Origin of the sequence: Pseudarthrobacter niigatensis, assembly GCF_030812615.1 — a bacterium.
GTDB lineage: Bacteria > Actinomycetota > Actinomycetes > Actinomycetales > Micrococcaceae > Arthrobacter > Arthrobacter niigatensis.
The window spans coordinates 320366-346275 of sequence record NZ_JAUSTB010000003.1; the positions used below are offsets into that span (position 1 = coordinate 320366).

A 25910-nucleotide genomic window follows, 5' to 3' on the forward strand; every position below is an offset into this window, starting at 1 on the left:
GATTGCTAACAGGGGTCACAGGTAGCTCTTGACGGTCGCCCGGAGGGCCTCGGTGTGTTCGTAAATCTCCTCAAGCGAGTTGATGGCCACACGCGTTTCTTCTTTGCTGTCGTTGAAGATGCCGATGTACTTCTGGGTTCGGTTGAAGTGCAGCCGAGCAATAGGCTTGCGGTTGTTGTCATCAAGCAGTACGGCAAAGTAGGACTTTGCATCGCGTTGGGCGACGCGAATCGGCTTGACCTCGCTGCAGACGATTGCACGCACAATCTGGTAGCCCTCGATTTCTTCAAGCGTCGTCTCCAGGCCGTCAGCTTCGGCGAGGTCTGCCTCCGCGACGGGCGCACTGGTGACAGCGGTGGGTACAGTCGTGTCCTCCGATTGCGGGAATCCAGGATTCCCCAGAGCTTTCTTCAGCCGTTCGTTGACCTGGTCATTGAGGAATTGTTTTGTGGCCTTCCCAACCAGCGTGGTGAATTGATCCCGTACCTTCTGTGTATACGGCCCGGAGTAAACCCTGGCTGTCAGGAACTTGACCCATTCGTCTTCAGGCTCCCTGAACTGTGCAGCCAGTGTTCTCTTCAACTCGCCGATGTACTTCAATTCGCCGGCCGCGCTGATGATTGAATCCAAGTCAAAGACATCCTTGGACAACTTCTGTAACTCGGGGATCAGCATCTGGTCAATGTCGTTCAGGTCGAGCACGAGGAACGGCTTGGCATCCATGCGGTTCGGTGCATCCAGGTCTGTGAAGAACTGGTAGACCTCACCGTTGGTCAGGATCGCTATACGAGCGTTTGTGACGGCAAAGTAGCGGAAGAGCTGAGAGGCGTGCTCGATTTTCACAGGCTCTGTCGACTTCTTGCACTCGATCAGAATCTGGACCTCACCGTCCTTGACGATCGCGTAGTCGATCTTCTCGCCCTTTTTGAGCCCTACATCCGCGATGAACTCCGGGACCACCTCCAAAGGATTGAAGACGTCGTAGCCAAGAATCGTCGAAATGAACGGCATGACGAACGCGTTCTTCGTTGCCTCCTCGGTCTGAATTACACCCCTCTGCTGCCGCACTTTCGTTGCCAGCGCTGAAAGTTTCTCCGCAAATTCCATGTCTTACCCCCAGTAATGCTCTTACCCGGACACAGCTTCGTGTCCGGTGGCAGTTTCAAGCTGATGAAGCAAAAACTTACATGGCACGGGTGACATTTACACGCAACCGGTTGATGCTGCCGTTATGTTGCCATCCGCTGCGCCGAAATCCGGTGAGCAAAGCTTCCGCCAAGACAGTGTGTGCCGAAGGCAACTCAGAATGTCAGACCCCCGTGACAGTCTTTGCTTATGGAAAGCGGAGCGGTTGTGGATGCGAAAGGCATGGCTGGACTGGCCGGTGCCGTCGCATCCCTTACCGGGTTGGTGGACGAGCTAGCGGGAGTTGTGAACACCTCTGCCGAGGCTGTGGGCCGCACGGATGGTCACGACCCACTGCATGAACTTTCAGAGTCCTGCCTGGACAGCCTGGGCATTGTGGCCCGGGTCGAAGCTGCTACTGCAGCGGTGAAAGTCCGGCTGCTCGCAGAACATTCGGAGGCCGCAGCCGCCATGGAAGCGCCGGCGGAAAGCGCCTTCGAGTCGGCGGCCAGGGAGATGAGTATCGTCGCCGAAGTCGCCTGCACGCTCACCATCGGCGAGGGAGCCGCGTCCGCGCTGTTGCAGGACGCCCATGCGCTCACCACCTCTCTTCCGGCTACGCTCAAGGCCATGGAGGCTGGAGCCATTTCTTGGCGGCATGCCCAGATTATGGTCGATGAAACCAGCGGCCTGGACTCGGCAGCCGCAGCAGCCTTGGAAGCCCACTTCCTGGACCCGGAGGCGCCTAACGCGGCCCGGGGTGCATCTGCCGGAGAGCTTGTGCCGGGCCGTTTCCGGCGGAAGGCACGTGCCTGGCGGGAACGCCATCATCCCGAGTCCCTGGAAACCCGGCACGTTAAGTCCGTGTCGGATCGACGGATGGAATACTCGCCGGACCGGGACGGCATGGCCTGGGTTTCGGTCTACCTGGCTGCTGATAAGGCCTGTGCCATCTGGAACAGGACCTCCGCCCTGGCACGTGGACTGCAAGGACCGGACGAGGCGAGGACCCTTCCCCAGCTCAAGGCAGACCTTGCCGCCAAATTGCTCCTCGGTGGCGCCACGGACCTGGCCGGACCCGGGCCGTCGCTCAAAGCCGATGTGCTGGTCACGGTGCCAATCCTTTCCCTCCTCGGTGCTACGGACGAGCCAGCAGACCTGGACAACTACGGGCCCATCCCCGCGTCCATGGCACGCAGACTCGTCACGGAAGGTGCCGGCTCTTTCTATCGGGTTTTGGTGGACCCCCGCGACGGAGCCCCGCTGGAACTTGGCCGCACCAACTACCGGCTCACGGAGTCACTCAAACGGTGGTTGAGGATGCGGGATGGGAAATGCACTTTCCCGGCGTGCAGCAACCACAGCCAGGACAACGAGGCTGACCACCTCACGGCCTGGGAGCATGGAGGCGCCACCGGAATCAGCAACCTGGGACAGTTGTGCCCCAAGCACCACCGGCTCAAACATCGGACCGGCTGGAGTCCGGGTACGGCTTCCAAGAATGAGCCACCGGGCTGGACTTCTCCCAGCGGTCGCCACTACAACGCCGAACAACCGGACCGGGAACCGACAATCTGGCCACCGGGCTGCCTGCCGGGAGAGGCCAGCGCGCTGGAGGTACTGATAGTGGATTATCTCGCGATCTCGTAACCAGCGTTAGTTGGCTGCGCGGAGGACACACCCGCCTGCCCCTTCACGGCTGAGAACTCATCCCCCGATGTTGATGTTCCCCGACGTTCACCATGATGCAACCAAGGCGCCCTGAATCGTTTCGCCAGGCCCAGCAGGCTTTTCAAGCACCCTCAAGCCCGGAACACCCCATCACCGGGCGGACATCCCCGAGGTACCAGGAGTACTCCCGTGTTCGTGAAAAGCACCCTCGCCGCCGTCGCCGTCCTCGCCTCACTGGCCGGGACAGCCGTAGCCCCTGCCCAAGCCGGGGCCGAGGCACCCAATCCGGCGCCCGTCGTCGTCGGCCAACCCCTCGCCGGCACCCATGCCCACAACGACTATGAGCATGACCGTCCCCTGTTCGACGCACTGGGGCACGGTTTCACCAGCGTCGAAGCGGACGTATGGCTGGTTGACGGTGAGCTGCGCGTGGCCCACGACCTCGCTGACGCCAAACAGGGCGTCACGCTCGAAAGCCTTTACCTCGACCCACTCCAGGACCTGGTCCGCAGCACCCCCGGCCACAGCGTCTACCCCAAGTGGGACGGCAGCCTGCAGCTCCTGATCGACATCAAGAGCGATGGCGAGGCCACCTACGCCGCCATCGAGCAGGAACTGGCCGAGCACCGCGACATCATGAGCCGCTACACCAACGGCAACGTCAAGACCGGCCCGGTCACCGCCGTCATCAGCGGCAACCGTCCGCTGGCCACCATGCAGGCCCAGGACAAGCGCTTCAGCTTCTACGACGGACGCTCCACCGACCTCACCTCCGGCCTGCCCGCTGCCCTGATGCCGCTGGTCAGCGACAACTGGACCAAGCTCTTCACCTGGCAGGGCGTCGGCCCCATGCCGGAGGCCGAGCGCGCCAAGCTGGGCGCCTTCGTGGCCACCGCACACGCCAACGGCTACCGCGTCCGCTTCTGGGCCACCCCGGACCAGCCCGGTAGCGCCCGCGACGCCGTCTGGACCGAACTTGCCGATGCCGGCGTGGACCACATCAACACCGACGACCTCGCCGGCCTCCAGCAATTCCTCACCGCCCGCGGCGCCTGAGCCCCCACTCAGGCCAACAACAGAAACAGGACCACCCCATGCTTTCAAAGACTTTGACAATCACGACGGCGGCGCTCACCTTGGCATTCGGCCTCCTGGCGTCCCAGCCCGCTTTCGCCGAAACAGCAGAGGCGGACAGCACCAGCGACGGCAACCAAGCCTTCACCTTCGCTGCCATCGGTGACATCCCCTACGGTGCCGCCGAGATCGCCAAGTTCCCGTCCCGCGTCCAGGATCTCAACGCGGACAAGGAACTGAAGTTTGTAGCACACGTGGGCGACATAAAGAACGGCTCCTCCGTCTGCTCAGACGAGTACTTCTCTTACATCCGCACACAGTTCGACACCTTCACGCACCCGCTGGTCTACACGCCCGGCGACAACGAGTGGGTGGACTGCCACCGCACCAACAACGGGGCCTACAACCCCCTGGAGCGCCTGGACAAGATCCGGGAGGTCTTCTTCAACCAGCCCGGCAAGACCCTGGGCGCCACCATGCCGGTGAAGTCGCAGGAGAGCCTGGGTTTGCCGGAGGACGTCCGCTTCGAAAAGAACCGGGTGGCTTTCTCCGTCCTGAACGTCCAGGGCAGCAACAACTCCCTCCTGCCGTGGAGCGGGCTGGGCAAGACTGAACCCACGCCGGAGCAGCTCGCCGAGGTGGAACACCGTACGGACGCCGTGATCGCCCAGATCCACCAGACCTTCGCCGAAGCCAGGCGCAGTAACGACCGCGCCGTGGTGCTCATGCAGCAGGCCGACATGTTCGACCCGTCGCTGCTGGCCGACGCCACCGCAAACCCGGCAACGGTATCCGGCTTCCGCGAGGTCGTCCAGGCCATGGTGGAGGAGACCAACAACTTCGACGCTCCTGTCTACCTGGTCAACGGCGACAGCCACGTCTTCGCTGAGAACCAGCCCCTTGCCGCGGGCTCACCTTGGCTGGACATCTACGGCTCACCCGCCGCCGACAACCTGCAGCGCATCACGGTGGACGGCGCCAACAACGCCGTGGACTACGTCCGCTTCACGGTGGCCGGAAACAGCGCCAAAGGCGCCGACGTGCTGAGTTGGGAAAAGGTCCCCTTCAGCAAGTAGCAGCGCAAAGGAGAGCGGACGACGGCGGGCGCCCACCCGCCGTCGTCCGCTTTCCCTGTGGGAGCTACAGTCGGAGCTCCATGAAGACGCTGTGGGGGTCCAACACGTAGGCGGCGAAGGGCTCGCACACCGTGAAACCGTGCCGGGCGTACAGCCGCCGCGCGGCCGCGAAGTAGTCCTCGGTTCCGGTCTCCAGATAGACCCGCTCAAGGTTCCGCGTACGGGCGTCATCAAGGATATGTCCCAGTATGAGGGCGGCCACGCCCCGGCCCCGGGCGGTTGCCGTGGTGCGCATGGACTTGATCTCGCCATGCCTCTGCGGACCGGCGGGGGAGTCCAGAAGCTTAAGAGCGCCGCACCCCAAAAGGTTGCCGTCCTCGCGGGCCGTCCAGAACGTGACGGACGGGGCGGACAGGGCCGAATGGTCCAGGGCGTGCACGCTCTCGGCCGGCGAGGTGGCGAACATGTCGGCGAGGTGCTCGCTGAGGAGCAGGTGGACGTCGTCGCGCGCGGGGCTGTCCCGGTCTATCGAAATCATCGCCTCAAACTTACCCGTTGCGCACAGCGGTACCCGTATGCCAAGATTCCCCTGATCGTGAACCGACTCCAGGAGGTGAGACCCATGAACGCTGTATCCGTAATGGGTGCTCCCCCGCAGCCCACGATCCGCGGCTGACCCAGCCGTCCACAGGGAGCGCCGCACAGGCAAATTCGCGAAAGGCGACTCCCATGAACACAACACCTTCTCCCATCCCGCACCCCGTCCCGCACCCCGTTCCCTCGGTTACTTCCGGGCGCGCCCTGGTCCTCGGTGGCGGGGGCTCCACAGGAAACGCTTGGCTGATCGGCGTTCTCGCCGGACTGGCAGACGCCGGGCTGGACGTGACCGGCGCCCACCGGGTCATCGGAACATCGGCGGGATCCACGGCCGCTGCGCAGATCGCCGGCGCCAGTCCGGCGGAGCTGTACGCCGCCGTCATGGACGCGCCGCTTCCACAGCGGCTGCGGGCCGCCGGAACTTCGTCGGCCGGCAGTCCGGTCCCCAACCACCTGGAGCGGACCGGCAGGATCATCGCCCGTTCCGCAACTGCGGCGGACATGCGTCGGAGGATGGGCGCGGCCGCCATCGACATGGCGGAGGACTACGACCATTCCGGACGGTGGCGGGCCACCGTGGCGGCCCGGCTGACGACACAGGAATGGCCGGAGCATGAACTGCTGATCCCAGCGGTGGATGCCAGTACCGGTGAACCGGCAGTGTTCGACCGGTCCGGCGGCATCGACCTGGTCGACGCGGTCGCCGCCAGTTGTTCCAGCGGCTCCGCCTACCGGATTGGAGACAGGAGCTACATCGACGGCGGCTACCGGCGAAATGAAAACGCCGACCTGGCCACCGGGTGTGGCAGGGTCCTGGTCCTGTCACCCTTCGGTGGCAGGACGCGCATGCCGCTTGAGTGGGGCATGCAGCTCGCCGCGCAGGTGGAGGAGCTCCAAGCGCATGGCAGCAGAGTCGAAGTGATCTCCCCTGGCAGCGGGGCCGAGCACATGTTCGGCGCCAACGCCATGGACCCCTCACTCCGTCCGGCCGCGGCTCACGCCGGATACAACCAGGGCAAAGACCTCGCCGGGAAACTAACTAAATTCTGGCAGTAGTGGAAAATGCGAATTTAGGGTCGTTTTCTTGGCCTGGACGGAGTTTCCGGCGGCTTTTGTTGGACAAAATAAAAGAAACGGAAACCTTGGCGATGCAACCAATTTCAAAAATTATCCCGGCGGCCTTGGCCGCGGCCTTCCCGCACCGCCGGCGGGGCATCAGGCGCCTCGCGCTGCGCCCCTGCAGAACTGGATAAAAAAATAAAAGCAGGTATGGTATCCGGTAACGCAAAGCAAAGAAAGGCGTGATTCCGATGTCCGGAAAATCCCCCAAAAGCGGCGCCGCTAAAAAGGTCGGCAAGTCAATCCTGGAGAAACGTGCCGAAAAGAGAGCTAAAAGCGAAAACAGTGAGCTCAGTTTTATAAAACCGCGCAAAAACCAGCGCTGACCATGCCAGCGGGCGGCCGCCCGGGACTCCTAGCCCGCGGCCGCCCGCACCACCCCGGCAAGCCCCACCGCACCCATAGCCGGGGGATCAGCCAAAGGACACCACCATGATGACCTCCCGCAACGCCCTCGTCGTTCCCACCCGGCTCACCCAGCCGGTGCACATCCGGCCGATCGACCTGGACGAGACGGCCTTGCAGAAAATCGCGTCAGGCGGCGTCGGCCTCCTCGCCGGCACTGACTGGCACGTCTATCTGGACAGCTCTGCCGCCAGCCCAACCACGAATCCGCGCGCCGAAGTGCTCATCCGCGAGGCCGGCATCGAACTCGACGGGACCATCCAGGGGACTGCCCTGTTCCTGGGGCGCGACAGGGTGGACGGCGAGTGTGACGCTCCCCGCCACCTCATCAGACTCGCCGAGCAGCTGTTCGACCTGCCGCTCGCAGCGTAGCCGGTCCGGCGCTCGATGACGCGTGCCGGGCCACACTGTTGGGGGGAGCGGACGGCGGCGGATGAATATCCGCGGCCGTCCGCCCTGCTTACTTTTCCAGCAACCCGCCGCTCGCCCACCGCCGGACCGCCAGCTTTTCAGACGCATCGAACTCCAGCAGCGCCACCCGGCAGAGTTCCTCCACATTGGCCGTCCATGCGGCAGCAATCTCGGCCGCGGTCGCATCGTCCCGCAGCTGGAAATCGGCGTATGCCAAGCCCTGCAGCACAAAGTTCACGGCATTGCGGGAGACGGGTTCGCCGGCACTGACACAGTCATCCCGCACCTGCCGGGCCAGCTCATTCCGGTTGAGCTGATGTTCCCGGAGGCGGGCCTCCATGGAGGTGAAGATCTGCCGAAACTGGGCCGCCGACAAGGCAGGGACGTCCGTCACCCGGGTGACCCGCTCCTCGACGCCGGGCTGAACTTCGGCGGGAGCGGGAAGGTCCTCAGCGGAGAAGCGCTTGGCGTCCCACACCCAGCCGCCCTTGGCCGGTGAGTATTCGATGTCCTTGCCGATCTGGGCCACCCACGCTCCGAACCGCCCAAGGCCGGCCCAGTCCGTCTTCAAGGACGGCTCCGCACTCAGGGCCCGGTGCGCCACCAAGGCTCCTTTCACCGGGCCGGACGCGGACCGGACAAACTTCAGTACCTCAGCCACCGCGGGGGAACCCGTTTTTGGCTTTGCCTTTGCTGTTGCGGGGCCGGGCGGCAGCTTCGCCGAAGCCACGGCATTGATGGGTTCGGCGGTGGTGCCGTTGAGAATGGCCACGAAGTCATGTGACTCGACCACGTGGTCCGCCATTTCCCGGTAAGCGAAGGCAACGGCGCCGGCGGCGATCACGGTGGTCATCCGGTCAGCTGCGCGGAACCGCTGGATCAGGGAGGTGAAATCGGCGTCGGCCGAGGCGATGAAGAACTCCTCGATGGCTACGCTTCCGGAGAGCGCATCCATGGCATCGAGCACCAGGTTGATATCCGTGCTGCTCTTTCCGCGCTGCGTCAGCGACGGGCAGTCGATCACGCGAAATCCAGCCCGCGTCCAGTAGGGGCGGTACTTGGAGTACACCATGGGGTTCAAGTAGCAGTTGCGGATCAGGAACCTCCGGGAGTCGTCAGCGGCTCCGCCATCTGACAGGGCATCGGCCCACTGCCTGGGATCCTCGGCAAAGCGCCTCGCCGCGGCCGGGTCCAAGGCCTGCAGGCCGGTGAAAACATTGTCGAAATCGACAAACATCGCTGCACGGATGCCAGGCCGGCGCGCAGGTTCAGGTGCCTTGTTCATTGGCTAAGTGTGCCAGCCGCGCCGGGGTCCGGGGCGGCGTTACTGCCGCGACACGCGAGCGGACGACGGCGGGTGCGCACCCGCCGTCGTCCGCCTGAACCAGGCGCTGCTTCCGCCGCCTGGGCACGCGCGGCGTTCCCGTTCCGGGACGTCCTACCGCGGGCTCCGGTCGATAACGCAGAACAGGTTCCCGTCCGGATCCTCCAGCACGACGAAGTCCGGATCCTCCGGGTACGAGTCCCAGTCCACGCGCCGCGCGCCGAGCGAGACCAGCCGCTCCACCTCCGCGGACTGGTCGTCCGCATACAGGTCCAGGTGGATCCGCGGGTGGTCCTGGACCGGGGTTTCGCTGAACATGAGGGACAGTTCCGCGCCAGGGCCCGACGACGGCACTAGGGTCACCCACGTATCGTCACCGGCCTCCCGGGGGACATAGCCGAGGGCATCGTTCCAGAACTTCGTGGCGGCGTTGACGTCGTTGACGCCGAGGACAATGGTTCCGATAGTCAACATCCGGCCAGCCTAGACCCGAAGTGCCGGGCCGGGTAGGTGCCCTGCCGCCCGGCGGTCCAATCCTGCCGGCAGTGGAGCAAAGGCTGGAGGTAGGCGCGCTGCTCCGGCAAGCGGACGACGCCGGCACACGCCCGCCGTCGTCCGCTTGGGAAGGTGCCTGGCGGACTTAGTCCTCGTAGACCGCGATGAAACGGCCCACTACGCCGCCCTTGCGCAGCTTGTCGATGGCGCCGGGGATATCCGCCTGCTTGATGAGGTTCATCGGCGGGTTCAGCTCGCCGGACTTCATGAGGGCATAAGGTTTTCGAGGTCTTCCTTGGTGCCCGACTTGGATCCCTTGATGGACAGCTGGTTGATGATCAGCGGGTAGGTGTTGATGGTCGCTTCGAGGCGTCCCATGCCCACCTGGACCAGCGTGCCGAACTCGGCGAGGGTCTCGAGCGCAGCGGAGGTGGTGGTGCCGAACCCGGCGTAGTCCACGATGAGGTCCAGGTTCTTGTCCCTGAACGCCGTAATGGACTCGGCCACTCCGGCGAGGCCGATCTCACCGGCGAGCTTTTGCGTCTCGGGGTTTACCTCGGCGCCATAGACCTCCGCACCTGACAGTGCTGCCACCCGGGCGCCGATGTAGCCCAGGCCGCCCAGGCCAATCACGCCTACCTTCATGCCCGGTTTCGCCCCGCCCACGGCCATGATCGCGTGGTAGGCGGTCAGCCCTGCGTCGGTGGCCATCGCGCCCAGCTCGAAGGAGACCTCGTCCGGCAGCTTCACCAGGTTGTCGTCGGTGGCGAGGAGTTGGGGCCCGAAGCCGCCGTCCCACTTGCCATAACCCAACGCATCGCCGTCCTTCATGACGGGGGAGAGGCCAACCCGGTCGCCGACCTTCCAGTGCTCCATGCCAGCGCCCACTTCGGTGATGACGCCCGCATTTTCGTGACCCATGGTCCGCGGGAGCTCGGGGAACAGCGGCATCCAACCGGCGTCGTCGATGGCGGTGACGTCGGAGTGGCACACCCCGGCGGCCTTGACGCTGACCACTACCTGGCCCGGACCTGCACTGGGTTCAGCCACTTCGTTCAGCGTAAGGGGGTTGTTGGTGCCGGTGAACTGCCATGCCTTCACGGGGCATCTCCTTCGGATCCGTTGGATAAGTTCATGCATATGCATGTAATTACAGCCTACGCCTGTTTTGGCCGAGCGTAGCCCCGGATGTGATGCGGGGAACATGCCGCACATTTTGTTCCCCGAGTTCTATGCGTCGGATATTTCCGACATATACTGAGGCGGTGCTTCCCGATGTTTTCGCCGCCGTATCCAACCCGGCGCGGCGCGTCATCCTCGACGAACTGCGACAAGGGTCCAGGACGGCCGGCGAACTTACCGGCCTGCTGGACCTTAGCCGTCCGGCGGCATCCGAACACTTGGCCGTGCTCCGGGACGCAGGGCTGGTCCGTGAGGAACGGCAGGGACGGAACAGGGTGTACCACCTGCAGCCTGCCCGCCTCGCCGAGATCGGCGGCTGGGTGAAGCACTTCGAGCACTACTGGAACCAGCGGTTGGACGCCCTGGCAGACCTTCTGGACGAGGAGAAACCAAATGACTGAAAATGCCATCAGGCTTGAACGCCATTACCCCCACCCCGCCGCTGCTGTGTGGGCCGCGCTGACGACGCCGGAACTCCTGGCCCGTTGGTGGGCCCAGGGCAACATCGCACCCGTGGTCGGCCACCGTTTCACCATGGACATGGACGCCTGGGGCCGGCAGCAGTGTGAAGTCCTCACCGTTGACCCCGGCGCGTCCATCAGCTTCCTCTTCTCCGAAGGCCAGCTGGATACCACCATCACCTGGCGCCTTGAGCCGGTGGACGGCGGCACCATCCTCCACTTCGAGCACGCCGGGTTCCAGCTCGACACTCCTATGGGACGCCACGCCATCGAAGGCATGGGCAACGGCTGGCCCGGCCTGCTGGCCCGTATCGATGGGGTCCTTGCCGGGGTGTCCTGACTCCCAGCCTCCTGCTACGCTCCACGTAGCCGGGCGGCCGTTGTGCTTAGGGCCGGGAATCAGCTTTGGATGTTGAGCGAAGGAAGCACCCATGACGGTTGCCCAGATCCAGGTGGACCAGCGCGTGATCGGGATCGATTCCCGGCGCTTCGCCTCTGTTGAGAAGGCGCTCGTGGAGCTCATCACCAACAGCGACGACAGTTACGCGCGGGTGGAAAGAGCGGGCGGCAACGTGACGGGCAGGATCCTGGTCGGCTACGAGCGGCACCACTCCGGTGCGGTGCTGACGGTCAGTGACCAGGCAGAGGGCATGTCCTTCCAGCAAGCCGGCCGCATCCTCAGCTACGGCGGCGCCCACAGCCCGCTGGCGCGCGGCGAGGGCGCAGGCCGCGGCTACTTCGGCCGCGGACTCAAGCAGGCCATCTTCGGCCTGGGCCACGGCTGGATCGAAACCATCCAGGCCGGCCGGCTTACCCGGATCGATATCTTCCGCAGCAGCAATGGCGGCTACTTGTATGACGACGACGGCGCTGACAGGCAGGCATTCCCCGCGGACTACGCCCGGCTCGGGATACCCTACGGTGGCAGCGGCACCAAGGTCACCATCGTCGTCGACAACCCGCACGCCACCATCACGCAGCAGTCAACGCTGCTTCAACTCCTCGCGGACAACATCTACCTGCGGGAAGTGCTGGACCGGCGCACGGTGGAACTGCTGCACGGACACCCCGGAAACGGGGACGACGGCAGCGACATCATCCGCTTCCGGGAGCCGCCGGCGGCAACACTTGTTGGCCCTGATGCGCCCGGCAGCTTCAGTGTCGGCGGAACCGAGTATGCGTTCACCGTCACGCTGAAGCGGGCCGAGGGTGTCGAGCTGACACTGAAGGGCGACGAGCGCACCGCCGGCCTGGTGGTGGAGTCCGGCATGGCCGTGCTCGACTGCCAGATGTTCGAGTTCGAGAACCAGGTGGGCACCGAATACCTCTTTGGAATGGTCCGGTGCCCGGCGCTGACCGACATGCTGGGCAGGGGCGTAGCCATCATCAGTGACGAGCGTGAGGGCCTGAACACCAAGGACCCGTTCGTTGCAGCATTCTCGCACGCGGTAAGCCGGATGATCGCGGCACCCGTCCAGGCGGAAAAGGAAAAGCTCACCCATTTGGAACGTGCCACCACCTCGGGCCGGACGGCCGGGATGATCGAACACCTGCTGCAGCATATGAGTGAGGCCGCCGTCCGGGACCTGGGCCTGGAAACAGCACCTGAGGGCCGGAATGGGAACGGCGCGGAGCTACCGGAGGCGCCACTGGCGGCGGCGCTGCGGTTCACAACGCCCTTCTACTACCGTCCGCCCGTGCATCCGTTCCATGTAGCCCTGCTGCTGGATCCACACCAGCTGCCCCGGGGGGAAATGTTGGAGTTCGATCTGGACCTGCCGCCCACGATCCGGCTGGACCCGCTGCCTGCACCTGTTCCGGTCGGCGCGCTCGCGGAGACTTTACGGCTTGAGTGGACTGCGGCGGGGGAGCAGGCCGGCGACCAGGGGCAGATTACCGCACGGGCGGGGAACTACTGGGCGCTCTGCGAGGTGGTCATCGCCGACCACGCTTCCCGCCGCACCGCAGACCAGCCGCCGCACCGCGGGGCCACCGGAACATTGCCGGCCCCGCGCCGCCAGGCCCACCGCGCGAGCCGGGACCACGGCGTGGACCTTTTTACCGGCTACGACTTCAGGAACCTCCACAACACCACGGACCGTGCCGTGTACTCCGAAGCGGAGCGGAAGGTCATCATCAACACCGCAGCCCCCACCGTCCAGCTCTACGTCGACGGCCGGGGGCGGTTCCGCGACTCCGCCCGGCTCCTGCTCGCCGAGCTCTTCCTTGACGTCATCTCGGACGAGCTGGCACGGCGCAGCGTGGATCAGCATGGCCAGGGAGGTGACCTCGAAGCGTTCCGGAACGCCAAACGGGCCATCATTGGCCGCTACGGCAGCGAGGTACACCGCACCTTCCTGGGCTGAGGCCAGTTGGCAGGACCGTCGGGGCCGGGCGTTTACCAGCGGCTTCGAATGGGTAACCCTGGATTATGACTGATTCCGGAGCGGGTGGCGCCAACGATCCCTTCGACGGCAATGACGGCATCGTAGCCGGGCCAGCGCATGCCGAGACACCCGAGAGTATTGCCGATGACGTCCGCCATGACATCCAGCTGGGCCAGGTCCAGGACGACGTAGCGCACGTCCTTCAGGAGCGGTTCGAGGACGCGGGCATCGACGCCCGCCCCGAAGAAGTGGACGACCTGGCTGAAGAAATAGAGCGGGACGCGTCCAGCTAGCGACCCGGACGCTGGCCGGCCCTAGGGCCAGTCTGCGCGGGCGAACCGGACGGGACTGGGCAGGGTCAGAAGGCAGTCCGACGTCCATTCCGCTACCCTGTGCTGGACATCCAGCGGATCTGCCGCTGCGACCTGCTGCGGATCCTGGTTGGTGGCGTCTTGAAGATCTTCAACTGAGCTGTTCACTTATCCCCCTAGTAACGCGTGTGTGCCCACACTAGGCACCGCCGGATGCCAAGGGAAGAGAGTTAATCCAGCAGCCGGATAAACTGCGCAAATCTTGAGGAAGGCTGCCGGCGGGGAGGGCCGGCGGCACATTTACTGTCCTGCGCGTGCCAAAACAGCGGTGAAAATGGCGGATAGGGAATCGGCTTTAGCCTGGGTGTCTGGCTGCGACGATACGGTGCTGGAAGCCTCGATGGAGAATGTTCTCCTGCGCGCCCCGCACCGCACCTGCCAGGCGCCTGTGCCGTCGCTGAGCTGGTAGGCCACAGCGTAGCTGGCGTCAGCGGAAATCGTGGTAGCCAGGGTGGAAACCGTAGACCAGGTGCGGCCGCCGCCTTCCACCGAGATTTCCTGCACAGTCGCGCAGCCGCGGAGGCGTTCGGATCGACTGTCGAAAGGATAGGGCGGGATCGCGGCCGAGGGCATGCTGATGACTGTGAAGTCGGCGTTGTCCATCTTCGCGGCCCCCTGGATCTGACCCTGCCCGTATACAGAGCCGGCCAATGACGCGAAGTACGCCTGGTCGTCGAAAACGCATTGGGTGGCGGGCGGCTGCGACGTAATGGTGGGAGTTGAGCCACGAGGCGGCTCGAGCACGGTTGCCTGTGGCAGGCGTACCGGTTCCCCGGCCGGCCCGGTCATCCCCTTGAACAGCGCCACCATCTGGTCAGGCGTGAGTGAGTTTGGAGCGCTTGGTGCCGCTGGTGCTTGGGGCTTACCCGCTTCGTTGATGAGCTCCTTCGCCAGTTCCGCCATCGAATCCAGGGCCGGCTTGGCATCGGCCTCCGAATTCAGTGCGGCAACGGCAAGGGTCAGGGTGATGGACAGGGTGCCGTGCAGGACGCGTAACCCGACGGTGCCGAAGTCTCCCGGCCCCTTGGGCTTGGTGACCTGGGTAAACGCGTGCTGTTTATCGCCGATGGAAGGTGCGCCCAGTAACTGGACGGCAGAGGTGGAGGTCCTGCCCGCCTCCGTATAAGCAAGGTCGAACTGGTTGCAGCGCTGCAACACGTCATCCGCATAGCCGAAATCGGCGGCGGCGATTGCGGCCTGGTCCGCGCTCCTGAGGAGGATCCAGATGGTGGTGGTGGGTCCGGACTCACCACCTGCCGGAGGCATGCCGCCCTCCGCAAAAAAGATGTCCTTGTCTGCCCAGCGGGTGAACGGGTCCTGGGGAACCAGGGCTATGCAGTCTCCCGGCGTGGTAACCGTCTGGGCTTGCGGGAAGGACCCGCTGGCGGCGCCCGAGCGCAGGCGGGTTGAATCCTCACCTGCTGGGTAAGGCAGGTTGCGGCTCTTGCCCACCCCGTTGATGATGGCTGCGAGCTCCGCATCCGAGAAGGGGCCGGACCCTGACCCTGTGGCGGTCGCTGTTGCGGAACTGGAGGCGGGGGAAGGAGCTGGCGGGCTGCTGGCCGGAGGGGTGCCGCCTGGGGAACACCCGGCCAACGCGAGCAGGACTGCGGCGAGGGCACCGGCCCGGCGGCTGCTGCTTCGTCCCGGTGCACCACTACCGGGCTTCGCGCTTCCCCCTGCAGCCATGTCCGGCCTCCTTTGCCAGCTCCTACGCTAGGGACCGGCGGCCGGACCCGCTAGGGCCGGAGGACCCGATCAGTCACCGTGCTCCCAAGGCCAGGAGTGCTTCCGACGGCAGCAATTGGAATCACTTCCAGCCGGTCGTCCGGCCCCGCAATCACCAGGACGTGCTGGGCCGTGACGCCCTCCAGGGCCGCTGCCACCAGTCGCACGGCCTCCCCAACCCCCGGAGCGGGGGTGGACGACGGCGGAACTACCGCGCCGCCGTCGTCCGCCCTCAGCCAGGTGGCCACCTTGGCACCTCCCGTGGCTTCAGCGATGCCGCGTGCCAATGCCTGGGAATCCGGGGAAGCGGGTGGATAGCCGCTGACGAGTGTGATCCGCTCGATCATGTGCTTGTGCGCGGGTGCCGCGGCGGCAAACAGGACCCGGTCATGACGCCACAGCGCGAAGTGGTAGCCGGCCACGAGCCCGGCTGCCACCAGGAGGCCCAGCGGTGCGCGGATGCGGTCCAGGAGGCCTCCGCCGGTGACGTCGCCCAGCAGGAACTCGAAGAGCCGGTAGCCAATCACCAGCAGCGTGATGAGGGCCACCACGGCACTGACGCCGAAGAATGCCACCAGGTAGACGCGCCGGCCGGGCGGAATGTCCGCAGCGGTGCCCGGCTGGTGCCTCGGTTTCCATGCCAGCCACCAGACCGGTGCCCCCACCAGTAGGGAACTCAGGCCGCCCAGGAGCAGCGTGCGGGTAGCCCCGCCGGCGAGCGGAGACACGGCTGTGGCAAGCAGCGCGTTGACCACGACGCCGATGCCGGACGCCGCCGCGGCAAGCGCCACGGCGGACGTCACCAGGAGGCTGGCCCGGCGTGTGCGGGTGGAACGCGCGACGGAAGCGGTGCGGTGGTAGCGCCACACCAGGGCGCCTATGGCTGCGGCTGCGATGGCCGGGGCGAGCGGTTCGAGCAGGTTGCCCAGGGGGTCGCTCCGGTCAAACGCCAGCCGCAGGAGGACAAACAGGATGACGCCCAGGCCACCCAGCGCCGTGATACCGGCGACGAAGATGCCCACGGCAATGATGGTGACGTCCACCAGTCCCGTCTGGAAGCGTCTGCCCCCATCCCGGAACCAGTGCCACCACCACACCGCCGCACCGCCCGCAGCCCATACCACGGACCTCAGGATGGGCAGCCACCACGGCTCAAAGGAAGCCGCTGCCGCGAAACCGCGGATTGCCACGTCCAGCAGGCTGCCCAGCGCCGCAATGGCGGCGCCGGCGCCAAGGAGGAGTCCAAACACGGAGCCGACGACGGCCCGAACGTCCTCGAGATGCGATGACGGTTTGCGGGGGTGCCTCCACATCCACCGGTGCCACCACCAAATGGCTGACCACACGATGCCGTTGGCCAGCGGCGACGGCCACTGGCTCTCCTGCGTGTCAAGGAAGGAGGTGGCAAGGTTCAGCAGCGACGTGGTGCTGATGATCAGCGAGACCGCATACATCCCGGTCAGGTAGAGGCCCCACCCGGGCGCCCTGCGTTCGGATTCGTCGTCCAGGCGCCTCCACACAAACCACCACAGCAGCAGTGCGAGCGGGCCACCGATCAGGGTGAAGGCAAGGGACAGGGCCAGTCCTGCGACATCACCGGACACCAGGGTGGATGCGGTCCGGAAGAGCCGCTCCAGGAGTCCCTGGAGACCGGATGCCGAGATCAGTACCAGGGCAAACAACAGGACGTACATGATCAGCCGGCGGAGGGTTGCCAGGCCGCTCGAGGGAGCGGCGACCACCGGGGCTGCCGGGTCCGTCATTGCTTCACCGGGACGTCGGTGCAGGCCATCAGGGGATACGGCGGCTGGTCAATCTTCCATGTCCCGGCCACCTTGAGCAGCGCGAAGGAGTCCTCCATCTCATACTCCGAAGGCCCGAAGGGTCCGCCCTGGGACGACCGGACAATCGAAACCTTCACGGTGGCTGAATCGGGGCGTTCCGTCGTCGAGACCAGGACAACGCGGGCGGGCGCCGGCTCGCCGTAGTAGGCGCCGCGGCACCGGCTCTTGGCAGCGTCCGTGAGGTAGGACTGGGCCGTGGTGCTGTCGCCGTCGATCACTGCCTTGCTGTACCGCTGGACCACTCCGGCGGGGCTTTCCCCATCCAGGGGTGCAGGCTCGCCGCGGGTGAAGACCACCGCCAGTGCCACCACCACCAGGACAACCACAACGCCTACCAGGGTGAGCAGGATACGGTCCGGTCTTCGCGCAGTGCGGTCCCTGGCAGTGTCGTCCATGACGCAAGTATGGGGCCGGGCAGGCCGTTCCGCCCGAGTCTTTGGGCCCGCCTTTGACGTGTCTGGGCAGATTCCGGCGAAGCGGTAAGTGCAGCGGCTCAAGGACCGGTCATTCCCGCGAAGCCGCGTTCCGGTCGCAAAGGCAGGCTTTGAGGCAACAGTGTTGTTTTGAATGCAACGTACAGTTTTCCTGATGGAGAGGCGTGCTCTGCGGACCAGGGCCAGGAGCAACGTAGAGCTTCCTCAAATTAATGCTGCGTATACCCCTTGACTGTGCTTCACATCACGGCCTATCTTGAAACAACCAGGTTGCAAGGAATGCAACTCCAACATCATTGGTGGTTTTATGAGTACCCAACAAAACTCACCCCGGGCAGGAGTGGTTGCCGCTGACGCCAACGCTCCCGCCGGGGCTGGCGGCGGCATGGACAACGCCGTCGCCGGTAAGAGCGTTCGACGCCGGGTGGTCACGGCGAGCTTCATCGGCAACTTTGTCGAGTGGTTCGACTACGCCGTGTACGGCTACCTCGCAGCCGTCATCTCGTCGGTGTTCTTCCCCGAAGCGGACCGGCAGACCGCGCTGCTGGCCACCTTTGCCGTCTTCGCGATCTCCTTCTTCGTCCGTCCCCTGGGCGGCTTCTTCTGGGGCCACATCGGCGACAAGCTGGGCAGGCGCAAGGCACTCTCCCTCTCGATCGTCATCATGTCCGTCTCCACGTTCTGCATCGCCCTCATTCCCGGCTACGGAACCATCGGCATGCTGGCCCCGGTCCTGCTCCTGCTGGTCCGTGTGGTCCAAGGCTTCTCGGCAGCCGGCGAATACGCCGGAGCATCAGCCTTCCTGGTGGAATATGCCCCGGCCAACCGACGCGGTCTCTATGCCGCCGTCGTGCCTGCCAGCACCGCCGCAGGCTTGCTCCTCGGCTCACTGATCGCGGCGCTCCTCAGCTCGGTACTCAGCACCGACCAACTGCACGAGTGGGGATGGCGGTTGCCGTTCCTGCTGGCCGCCCCGATGGGACTGATCGGGCGCTACATCCGCACCAAGCTGGAGGACACCCCGGCCTTCCGTGCACTGGCCGACCAGGAGGAATCCGCTCCCAAGGCCCCTGCGCTGGACATGTTCCGGACCTACCGCAAACAGCTGGTGATCGCGTGCGGTGCCGTGCTGCTCAACGCCGTCGGTTTCTACGTCATCCTCAGCTACATGCCCACCTACTTGTCTGAGGAACTGGGCTTCGGTCCCACTGAGTCCTTCCTGGCGACAACCATCGCCCTCGCCAGCTACATCGGTTTCATCTTCCTGACCGGTCTCGCCTCGGACCGGTTCGGTCGCAAGCGCATGCTGATCACGGCTTCCGTACTGTTCATGCTCCTGACTGTTCCGGCCTTCATGCTGCTGGACACCGGCAACTTCCTGGTGATTGTCCTGGTCCAGATCCTGCTGGGCGGCATGCTCACCCTGAACGACGGAACGCTGCCCAGCTTCCTGGCTGAACTCTTCCCCACCAAAGTCCGGTACAGCGGCTTCGCCGTCAGCTTCAACCTTTCCAACGCGCTGTTCGGCGGCACTGCACCATTCATGGCCACCCTGCTCATCGGCTTGACGCAGAGCAAGCTGGCACCCGGCTGGTATCTCGTGGCCGCAGCTGCCGTGTCCCTCACGGCCGTGCTGTTTGCCGCCGAAACCTCGCGGAAACCCCTCAAGCACCTCTGACCAACCAGGGGCCCGCAACCCATCCGGGTACACAGACCAACCTCACTACGCACACCAACACCAGCTGCACCAACAGCAGCTGGCACCCACTAGAAAGGCACCACCCGTGACTATCACTGCCGACAACGCCTCCTCCATCGCCGAACTCGAGCGCCTCAAGGTCCTGCACAACGGCACCAAGGGCAAGCTCACGTTCTCCGACGCGGAATTCGAGCGCCGCCTCGGCGGCCTCCGCAAGATCATGGCCGCCAAGGAGCTGGATGCGGTCATCCTCACCAGCTACCACGGCATCAAGTACTACTCCGACTTCCTGTACACCACGTTCGGCCGCAACTACGCCCTGGTCGTCACCGCCGACGACTCGGTCACCGTTACCGCCAACATCGACGCCGGCATGCCGTGGCGCACCTCCTACGGCGAGAATATCGTCTACACCGACTGGCGCCGTGACAACTTCTTCTTCGGCCTCCAGGAAGCCCTGCGCCAGCGCGGCGTCAAAGCCACGCGGCTGGGTGTCGAGGACGACTTCCTCCCGGGCCTGACCCGCGAGAAGATCGCCGCCGCCTTCCCCGGCGCCCAGCTGCTGGACGTCTCCCAGGACGCCATGCGCCAGCGCATGATCAAGTCCGCCGAGGAAATCGAAGTCATCAAGCACGGTGCCCGCATCGGCGACCTCGGCGGCGAAGCCATCCGCAACGCCATCCGTGAAGGCATCTCCGAGTACGAAGTTGCCCTGATCGGCACCGAAGCCATGGTCCACGAGATCGCCAAGACCTTCCCGGACCGGGAAGTCCGCGACACCTGGGTATGGTTCCAGTCCGGCATCAACACCGACGGCGCCCACAACTGGGCCACCACCCGCAAGCTGCAGCAGGGCGACATCCTCTCGCTCAACTGCTTCCCCATGACCTCCGGATACTACACCGCCCTGGAGCGCACCCTCTTCCTGGGCCAGCCGGACGAACGCTCCCTCGAGCTGTGGAACATCAACGTCGAGGTGCACAAGCGCGGCCTGGAACTCATCAAGCCCGGCGCCGTGTGCAAGGACATCGCCGCCGAACTGAACGAGATCTACATCAGCAACGGGCTGCTGGCCAACCGCACCTTCGGCTACGGCCACTCCTTCGGCGTCCTCAGCCACTACTACGGCCGCGAAGCCGGCCTGGAGCTGCGCGAGGACATCGATACCGTCCTGGAGCCGGGCATGGTGGTCTCCATGGAGCCCATGATCACCGTGGCTGACGGCCAGCCCGGAGCCGGCGGCTACCGCGAGCACGACATCCTGGTCATCGGCGAGGACAACTCGGTGGAGAACATCACCAAGTTCCCGTTCGGCCCGGAGAAGAACATCATCGAGGCATAACCCACTGAACAGCCGAAGCGGCGCCGTGTTTCACGGCGCCGCTTTCGGCGTCTGCCGCCAACGATAGGGAAAGATGGTCTCCACCATGACTCCTGCACAAACCTCCGACACCAGCGCCAGCGGAGCCGGCACCAATGGCGGGACTGATGCCAAAGGCGCCTCCGTCGTCGTCAACGCCATCGCCGTCCTGCGCACCTTCACCGCCGACGAACCCCTGCTGGGCGTTACGGAAATCGCCAACCGCGTGGGCATGCACAAGAGCAGCGTCTCCCGGATCCTGGCCACCTTCGAGCAGGAAAACCTGGTGGAACGCGACCCGGAAACCAAGCGGTTCCGGCTGGGCCTGGGGCTCATTGCCGTCGCCGGTCCACTGCTGGCCGAGATGGAGGAGCGCCGCGTGGCCTATCCCGTCCTGCGGCAATTGACCGAGCAGACCGGGGAAACCAGTGCCCTCATGCTCTGGAACGGCGACGAAGCCATCTGCGTGGAGCAGATCGCCAGCCACCACCAGATCAAGCACACCACCCCGCTGGGTGCCCGCTACCGTGACGCCATGAGCGCCTCCGTCCAGGTATTCCTGTCCACCCTTCCCGGAGAGCGGGTGCGGGAGTTGCTGAAGAGCGGCACCATTACATTCCCGGGGCTGGACGACGACGGCCTGGCGGCCTACGAGGCCCGGCTCCAGGAGGTTGGGCAACGGGGATGGGCGGGGAACTACGGCGAATCGTCCATCGACGAAGTGGGCGTCGCCGCCCCCGTCCGGGACCACCGCGGCGACATGGTGGCCGCCGTCCTCATCCCAGCCCCCCGCTTCCGGGTATCGAAGGAACAGTTCGAAAGCCTGGCCGAAGCCTGCGTGGCCGCCGCCGCCAAGGTGACCACGCGGCTGGGTGGCCGGCCGGCCAGCTGAGGCGGCCGGCGGGCGCAGTCCTTATCCCCAGGTGATGTAGGAGCCGGTGGGGCTCCAGTGGATAACTCCGCCCTGGTAGTTCTGGGCAACGCTGCCGTCATTGCCCGTCGCGTACTCATCGCTCGTGGGGTAGCCGAGGCGCCCTGGTTCGTACCCGGTGGAGGCCCAGATGGAACGGATGGCGGCGATGCAGATATGGGCGCCTGTTGCCGGTGACCAGATGATGGTCCCGCCTTGGAAGTTCTGGTAGACGCCGCCGTCTTTGAGTCCGCCCACTTCGTCGATGACGGGGTAGCCGAGCCTGCCGTTTTCGAACCCGGCAGCTGCCCAGGCGCCACCGATCGCGCCGGTGGTGATGTGGGCGCCTGTTGCCGGTGACCACATGATGGTCCCGCCCTGGTAATTTTGGTAGACGCCGCCGTCTTTGAGTCCGCCCACTTCGTCGGTGACGGGGTAGCCGAGCCTGCCGTTTTCGAACCCGGCAGCTGCCCAGGCGCCGCCGATCGCGCCGGTGGTGATGTGGGCGCCTGTTGCCGGTGACCACATGATGGTCCCGCCCTGGTAGTTCTGGTAGACGCCGCCGTCTTTGAGTCCGCCCACTTCGTCGGTGACGGGGTAGCCGAGCCTGCCGTTTTCGAATCCGGTAGTTGCCCAAAATGCACGAATAGCACCAGTTGACACGTGCGCCCCGGTTGCCGGCGAGTAGAGGATGCATCCGCGTTCAAAACACTGGTACCCCCCATTGTCCTTGAGGCCATACACCTCCGGGGTCACGGCGGCTCCGAGTGCACCATCAAGGGACGCTGCCTTTTCTGCAATGGCACTCTGCGAGGGCGGAGGCACGGCCGTGGTGAATGTCCATGTCTTGTCCGCGGCCAGGGCGTTGCCGGCTACATCCCTCACACCGTTGGTGCCGCCCTTGATCGTGGCGGTGTACTTCGTCCCTGAAACCAGGTCGGCGTCAGGATTCAGGGTCACGATTTTGCCGGCGGAGCCGTAGGACACAGTCGCGGCCACGGGAGCCGTTCCGTCGGTCAACGTGAACGTGTCCCCTGTGATGGTGGAGGCGTCCATGGCCTCCGGGAACGTGCCCGTAACAGTGGCTGTCACTGCCACGCCGGTGGCATCCGCGGCGGGAGACGTGGCCGTCACGGTCGGAGCCGTGGTGTCACTGCCACCCCCGGTCGGGTCGTAGTAGTGCCAGTACTGGCTGGTGGCATTGGCGTCTGCCAGCAGCAGGAGGCCGCTGTCGGCGGTACCCCAGACAGCACTGTTGACGTTCTGCTTTGTCGACGTCACATTGTGCACGAATTGGTCGGCATCGACGATCCGGGCGGTCTTGGTGGTGGTGAAGCTGATCTTGTCCAGCGGCGTGGACTTTTCGTAGATTGCGCCGCCAGAGGCGGTGCAGACGCCGGCGTCGGTGGTGCCCGACGGCTTGGGATAGGTGGCGAAGGTACGCAGCTTTTGGGTGCTCTCGTCGATCATGACGATCACCCGGTTAGGACACTCGGCGACGGTAGCGATTGTGTGCGCGGACCAGGTTGTGCCGTTCAGTGCCAGCAACTGGATCAGGGGCTGCGACGGGGACGTGTACGAGGTCTTGATCGCCGCGAACACGCGTCCGCCAGAGGAATCCAGCCACTTCAGGTTCATGTGGTCATCGCTGCTGCGCTGCCCGGACACGGCAGCCACGGGACTGCTCCAGGCCGTCGTTGATGCGCCGTCGACGTGGTAGCTCCAGTACATTCCATCGGTAGAGTCCCCCAGTTGCCGGCTCCACATCACACCGATCTTCCCGCCGAAGGAAATCACCGCCGATGTGTCATCCACGGACACGTTGCTCAGCGATCCCGGAACCTGGAACGGCGTGCCCCACGTCTTGCCGTCCGTGGCCGTCACGTTCAGGTAGATCCTGTTGTCCTCCTGCCAGGTGGACCAGACCCTGCCTGTGGAGTCCTTATCGATGGTCAGGACTTCGACTTTGGAGTTGTTAATCTGGCTGGAACCGAGCAGCGTGTACTTCTTGGTGCCGGAGTCGTAGCTGTAGCGGCGCATCGTTGTGGGGAAATTAGGCTCAGCCGGGAGTTCATCATTCACGAACCGGTAGCTTGCGACGTAAAGCGTCTTACCGTCCCACAGCACGTCATGGTGCGTGTTGGCCCGTGTCTCCGTCACCACGCCGGTATCCACCCAGGAACCCGTGGCGCTGTCGAACTTGAAGATGTGGAACTTGGAGGAGGAAGTGTCCCACAAATTCCCCCACCAGGATCCGTCGTTGAACCACAACACACTGGTGGCGCGCTTGGTCCCTGTCGGCGTCGCAGTGCCAGCATGCGACGGGCCTTCGACGCCGACATCGCCTGTCGCGGCGGATGCCGTTACCGGTGCCACCAGGACACCCAGAGCAATCAATGCCACTGTCAGCAGACCACGGAAAAACGGATTCTTTCTCAATTTCGCCCCCAAGGTGAAGCCGCCACCAATTCCTGATCCGATCAGTGTGGTTGCCCGGGGCATCCGAAACAATTCCGGGCAGCCCCTAATTCGTGCCCCTATGGCTCGACGGCAGGCTACCGCCGACTGGCCAGCTGACGCGGAACACCGGCACCGGCCGCCCGTCCCCGGCTCCGGTTTCAGCTCAGGGCAGCCCGGCCATCCGCGCCGCCAGATGCAGGGCCGCCAGCCGCCCGGTGCCTCGCGGATCGCCGCCGCAGAGATCGAAAATCCGCTGCAGCCGGTGGTGCATCGACTGCCGCTCAAGGTGCAGTTCGCGCGCCGACTGCGCGGTGTTGCAGCCGGAGTCCAGCCACACCTGCAGGGTCTCGAGCAGCTGGGACTGGCGCTGCGCATCGTGTTCCAGGACCGCCCGCAACTGCCTGTTGACGAACGCCTCCCGGGATGAGGCATCCAGGCAGGTCAGGGCCAGGCTTTCCACGGCGGTGTCCTGGGCGTCCAGCACCACCAGGCCGCGTGCCGGGTGCCGCCTGCGCGCCGATGCGTTCCTGCGCTGGATCTGCCGTACCTCCAGGGCGCGCCGCGCTTCCGCCAGTGACCAGGCCGCCTCCGCCACCCCGCCGGCCAGCGGCCCCACGGCGATCACGGCATCGTGGTCACCCTCCAGGTCCTTCAAGGATTCCAGGAGCTGCCGCCGCTCGCCGGCAGTTTCCGTGCATGGCAGCCCGATCATCACCACCAGTTCGGTGTCGTCCAGGTATGCGGCGCACGGGATCCGCTGCGCGCTCAGGAAATTTTCGACGGCGCCGCGCAGCTCCTGAGGTGCCGCCGCATGGATGGCTGCCACCACGGCGGGGGAGTCCGTGGGGAAACCCGCGCCGGGGGCCAGCTGCTCCAGGCGCCACTCCGGCGCGGCATTGAGCACGGCGCGCATCAGTTCGGCACCTGCCAGGGCATGCAGCCCCGGGGGTGTGTGCTGCAGGAGTGCCAGGCCCAGGATGTCCACGGCCCGCTCTCCGGCCACCTGGGCAAGGGCCGCGTCCGCAGCGCCGGGCACCTGGACTTCCAGCCGCCCCATCAGGACCCCGCGCACGGGGATGTCCACGGTGATCACCGTTCCGTCGGCCACCGCGTAGAAGCCGCCGTGCCCGCCCGGTGCGATGCCGTCGTCGTCCTCTGTTCCTTCGCCGGCATCCGCGTCCGCCCCGTCGTTCCAGCCGTCCGGGACCGCGCTGCCCATGGTGACGCCCCACGGGGAGGTGAGTTTTACGGCTGACGCGGTGATGCCGGCCAGTACGCCGAGGATCTTGTCCAGTGCCGCTCCGTGGGCAAGTTCGGCGGCCATGGCGCGCGTCGCGGCATCTGCCTGTTGCAGGTGCCCCACGGACTCGCTGACCAGCATGGAATTGATGGCCTGCATGACGCCGACGAACGGGACCACCTTCCGTAGTTCCACCACGGGGAGGCCGTACTCCTCAGCCATCTGAAGCATGTCGGCAGGGATTTCCGGCAGCGCGCCACCGGTCTCGATGGCCAGGGCTGCGACGCCCCGCTGCGCCAGTTCGCGGACGTAATCCCCGCGTTTGGCCGGGGTGGCGGTGGCCAGGGTGATCCCGCCGCAGAGCAGCAGTTCACCGCCGCGCAGCAGGGGAGCGATGTCCAGCACTTCACTGGAGTGCACCCAGCGGACCGGCTGCGCGTCGGCCATGACCCCTTCCGGGTGGACCACTGGATCTGCGGCGGCAAGGGCGGGGTGGGCGAGTATTTCGCCGAGAAACACTGACACGACAGTCCGTAA

The 25910-nt window shown here is 65.2% G+C and carries 25 protein-coding genes; 12 read left to right on the plus strand and 13 right to left on the minus strand.

Annotation, left to right across the window (positions count from 1 at the left end; translation table 11 throughout):
* Nucleotides 1-15: 15 nt before the first annotated feature.
* Nucleotides 16-1107, minus strand: a complete 1092-nt coding sequence (locus J2T23_RS06680; protein WP_307358293.1) for a type I restriction endonuclease — start codon at nucleotides 1105-1107, stop codon at nucleotides 16-18.
* A gap of 228 nt (nucleotides 1108-1335) precedes the next feature.
* Here J2T23_RS06680 and J2T23_RS06685 point away from each other — a divergent pair, with 228 nt between their 5' ends.
* From J2T23_RS06685 to J2T23_RS06695, 3 genes are all read left to right on the plus strand, one after another.
* Entirely contained in the window at nucleotides 1336-2775 is a 1440-nt protein-coding gene (locus tag J2T23_RS06685) for an HNH endonuclease signature motif containing protein (RefSeq protein ID WP_307358296.1), read from the plus strand.
* Nucleotides 2776-2985: 210 nt separating this feature from the next.
* Entirely contained in the window at nucleotides 2986-3852 is an 867-nt protein-coding gene (locus tag J2T23_RS06690; RefSeq protein WP_307358299.1) for a phosphatidylinositol-specific phospholipase C/glycerophosphodiester phosphodiesterase family protein, read from the plus strand.
* Nucleotides 3853-3890: 38 nt separating this feature from the next.
* Nucleotides 3891-4946, plus strand: a complete 1056-nt coding sequence (locus tag J2T23_RS06695; RefSeq protein ID WP_307358302.1) for a hypothetical protein — start codon at nucleotides 3891-3893, stop codon at nucleotides 4944-4946.
* A 64-nt stretch (nucleotides 4947-5010) separates the two neighbouring features.
* Here J2T23_RS06695 and J2T23_RS06700 read toward each other — a convergent pair whose 3' ends face one another.
* Nucleotides 5011-5484 carry a GNAT family N-acetyltransferase gene (locus J2T23_RS06700; protein ID WP_141182520.1) on the minus strand — a complete coding sequence of 158 codons (474 nt, stop codon included), beginning with the start codon at nucleotides 5482-5484 and terminating at the stop codon, nucleotides 5011-5013.
* Nucleotides 5485-5675: 191 nt separating this feature from the next.
* Here J2T23_RS06700 and J2T23_RS06705 point away from each other — a divergent pair, with 191 nt between their 5' ends.
* On the plus strand, nucleotides 5676-6599 hold the full coding sequence (locus J2T23_RS06705; protein WP_307358306.1) for a patatin-like phospholipase family protein: 924 nt from the start codon (nucleotides 5676-5678) through the stop codon (nucleotides 6597-6599).
* Here J2T23_RS06705 and J2T23_RS06710 read toward each other — a convergent pair.
* Nucleotides 6583-6900, minus strand: a complete 318-nt coding sequence (locus J2T23_RS06710) for a hypothetical protein (RefSeq protein WP_307358309.1) — start codon at nucleotides 6898-6900, stop codon at nucleotides 6583-6585. The genes J2T23_RS06705 and J2T23_RS06710 overlap by 17 nt on opposite strands.
* Before the next feature lie 194 nt (nucleotides 6901-7094).
* On the opposite strand from J2T23_RS06710, the gene J2T23_RS06715 reads away from it, so the two are divergent.
* Nucleotides 7095-7439 carry a hypothetical protein gene (locus J2T23_RS06715; RefSeq protein ID WP_141182518.1) on the plus strand — a complete coding sequence of 115 codons (345 nt, stop codon included), beginning with the start codon at nucleotides 7095-7097 and terminating at the stop codon, nucleotides 7437-7439.
* Nucleotides 7440-7527: 88 nt separating this feature from the next.
* Here J2T23_RS06715 and J2T23_RS06720 read toward each other — a convergent pair whose 3' ends face one another.
* From J2T23_RS06720 to J2T23_RS06735, 4 genes are all read right to left on the minus strand, one after another.
* Nucleotides 7528-8763, minus strand: a complete 1236-nt coding sequence (locus tag J2T23_RS06720) for an NYN domain-containing protein (RefSeq protein WP_307358311.1) — start codon at nucleotides 8761-8763, stop codon at nucleotides 7528-7530.
* A 153-nt stretch (nucleotides 8764-8916) separates the two neighbouring features.
* Complete coding sequence (locus J2T23_RS06725; protein WP_307358314.1) at nucleotides 8917-9276, minus strand: VOC family protein; 360 nt, start codon at nucleotides 9274-9276, stop codon at nucleotides 8917-8919.
* Nucleotides 9277-9442: 166 nt separating this feature from the next.
* Entirely contained in the window at nucleotides 9443-9565 is a 123-nt protein-coding gene (locus J2T23_RS06730; RefSeq protein WP_307358317.1) for a hypothetical protein, read from the minus strand.
* Nucleotides 9562-10398: an alcohol dehydrogenase catalytic domain-containing protein gene (locus J2T23_RS06735; protein WP_307358320.1), complete on the minus strand. Its 837-nt coding sequence runs from the start codon at nucleotides 10396-10398 to the stop codon at nucleotides 9562-9564. The genes J2T23_RS06730 and J2T23_RS06735 overlap by 4 nt, the downstream gene beginning before the upstream one ends.
* A gap of 164 nt (nucleotides 10399-10562) precedes the next feature.
* Here J2T23_RS06735 and J2T23_RS06740 point away from each other — a divergent pair, with 164 nt between their 5' ends.
* From J2T23_RS06740 to J2T23_RS06755, 4 genes are all read left to right on the plus strand, one after another.
* Complete coding sequence (locus J2T23_RS06740) at nucleotides 10563-10880, plus strand: ArsR/SmtB family transcription factor (protein WP_307358323.1); 318 nt, start codon at nucleotides 10563-10565, stop codon at nucleotides 10878-10880.
* Nucleotides 10873-11280 (plus strand): SRPBCC family protein, encoded by a 408-nt coding sequence (locus J2T23_RS06745; protein ID WP_141182514.1) that lies wholly within the window; start codon nucleotides 10873-10875, stop codon nucleotides 11278-11280. The genes J2T23_RS06740 and J2T23_RS06745 overlap by 8 nt, the downstream gene beginning before the upstream one ends.
* A 91-nt stretch (nucleotides 11281-11371) precedes the next feature.
* Nucleotides 11372-13306, plus strand: coding sequence for an ATP-binding protein (locus tag J2T23_RS06750; RefSeq protein WP_307358326.1), 1935 nt, complete (start codon nucleotides 11372-11374; stop codon nucleotides 13304-13306).
* 65 nt (nucleotides 13307-13371) lie between these two features.
* Nucleotides 13372-13620, plus strand: coding sequence for a hypothetical protein (locus tag J2T23_RS06755; protein WP_307358328.1), 249 nt, complete (start codon nucleotides 13372-13374; stop codon nucleotides 13618-13620).
* Nucleotides 13621-13641: 21 nt separating this feature from the next.
* On the opposite strand, the gene J2T23_RS06760 is transcribed toward J2T23_RS06755, so the two are convergent.
* From J2T23_RS06760 to J2T23_RS06775, 4 genes are all read right to left on the minus strand, one after another.
* Entirely contained in the window at nucleotides 13642-13806 is a 165-nt protein-coding gene (locus tag J2T23_RS06760; protein ID WP_307358330.1) for a hypothetical protein, read from the minus strand.
* Between the two features lie 132 nt (nucleotides 13807-13938).
* Nucleotides 13939-15387, minus strand: a complete 1449-nt coding sequence (locus J2T23_RS06765) for a hypothetical protein (protein WP_307358332.1) — start codon at nucleotides 15385-15387, stop codon at nucleotides 13939-13941.
* Between the two features lie 50 nt (nucleotides 15388-15437).
* Nucleotides 15438-17189 carry a DUF5671 domain-containing protein gene (locus tag J2T23_RS06770; protein ID WP_307358334.1) on the minus strand — a complete coding sequence of 584 codons (1752 nt, stop codon included), beginning with the start codon at nucleotides 17187-17189 and terminating at the stop codon, nucleotides 15438-15440.
* Entirely contained in the window at nucleotides 17186-17665 is a 480-nt protein-coding gene (locus J2T23_RS06775; RefSeq protein ID WP_141159273.1) for an LpqB family beta-propeller domain-containing protein, read from the minus strand. Before J2T23_RS06775 ends, J2T23_RS06770 begins: the two co-directional genes overlap by 4 nt.
* A 346-nt stretch (nucleotides 17666-18011) precedes the next feature.
* On the opposite strand from J2T23_RS06775, the gene J2T23_RS06780 reads away from it, so the two are divergent.
* From J2T23_RS06780 to J2T23_RS06790, 3 genes are all read left to right on the plus strand, one after another.
* Nucleotides 18012-19382, plus strand: coding sequence for an MFS transporter (locus J2T23_RS06780; protein WP_141159274.1), 1371 nt, complete (start codon nucleotides 18012-18014; stop codon nucleotides 19380-19382).
* Between the two features lie 106 nt (nucleotides 19383-19488).
* Nucleotides 19489-20745 carry an aminopeptidase P family protein gene (locus J2T23_RS06785; protein ID WP_141182509.1) on the plus strand — a complete coding sequence of 419 codons (1257 nt, stop codon included), beginning with the start codon at nucleotides 19489-19491 and terminating at the stop codon, nucleotides 20743-20745.
* A gap of 73 nt (nucleotides 20746-20818) precedes the next feature.
* A complete protein-coding gene (locus J2T23_RS06790; protein WP_307358337.1) occupies nucleotides 20819-21655 on the plus strand; it encodes an IclR family transcriptional regulator in 837 nt (278 codons plus the stop codon).
* 21 nt (nucleotides 21656-21676) lie between these two features.
* On the opposite strand, the gene J2T23_RS06795 is transcribed toward J2T23_RS06790, so the two are convergent.
* On the minus strand, nucleotides 21677-24076 hold the full coding sequence (locus tag J2T23_RS06795) for an Ig-like domain-containing protein (RefSeq protein WP_307358338.1): 2400 nt from the start codon (nucleotides 24074-24076) through the stop codon (nucleotides 21677-21679).
* A gap of 220 nt (nucleotides 24077-24296) precedes the next feature.
* Nucleotides 24297-25898 (minus strand): PucR family transcriptional regulator, encoded by a 1602-nt coding sequence (locus J2T23_RS06800; RefSeq protein WP_307358340.1) that lies wholly within the window; start codon nucleotides 25896-25898, stop codon nucleotides 24297-24299.
* Between the last annotated feature and the right edge of the window lie 12 nt (nucleotides 25899-25910).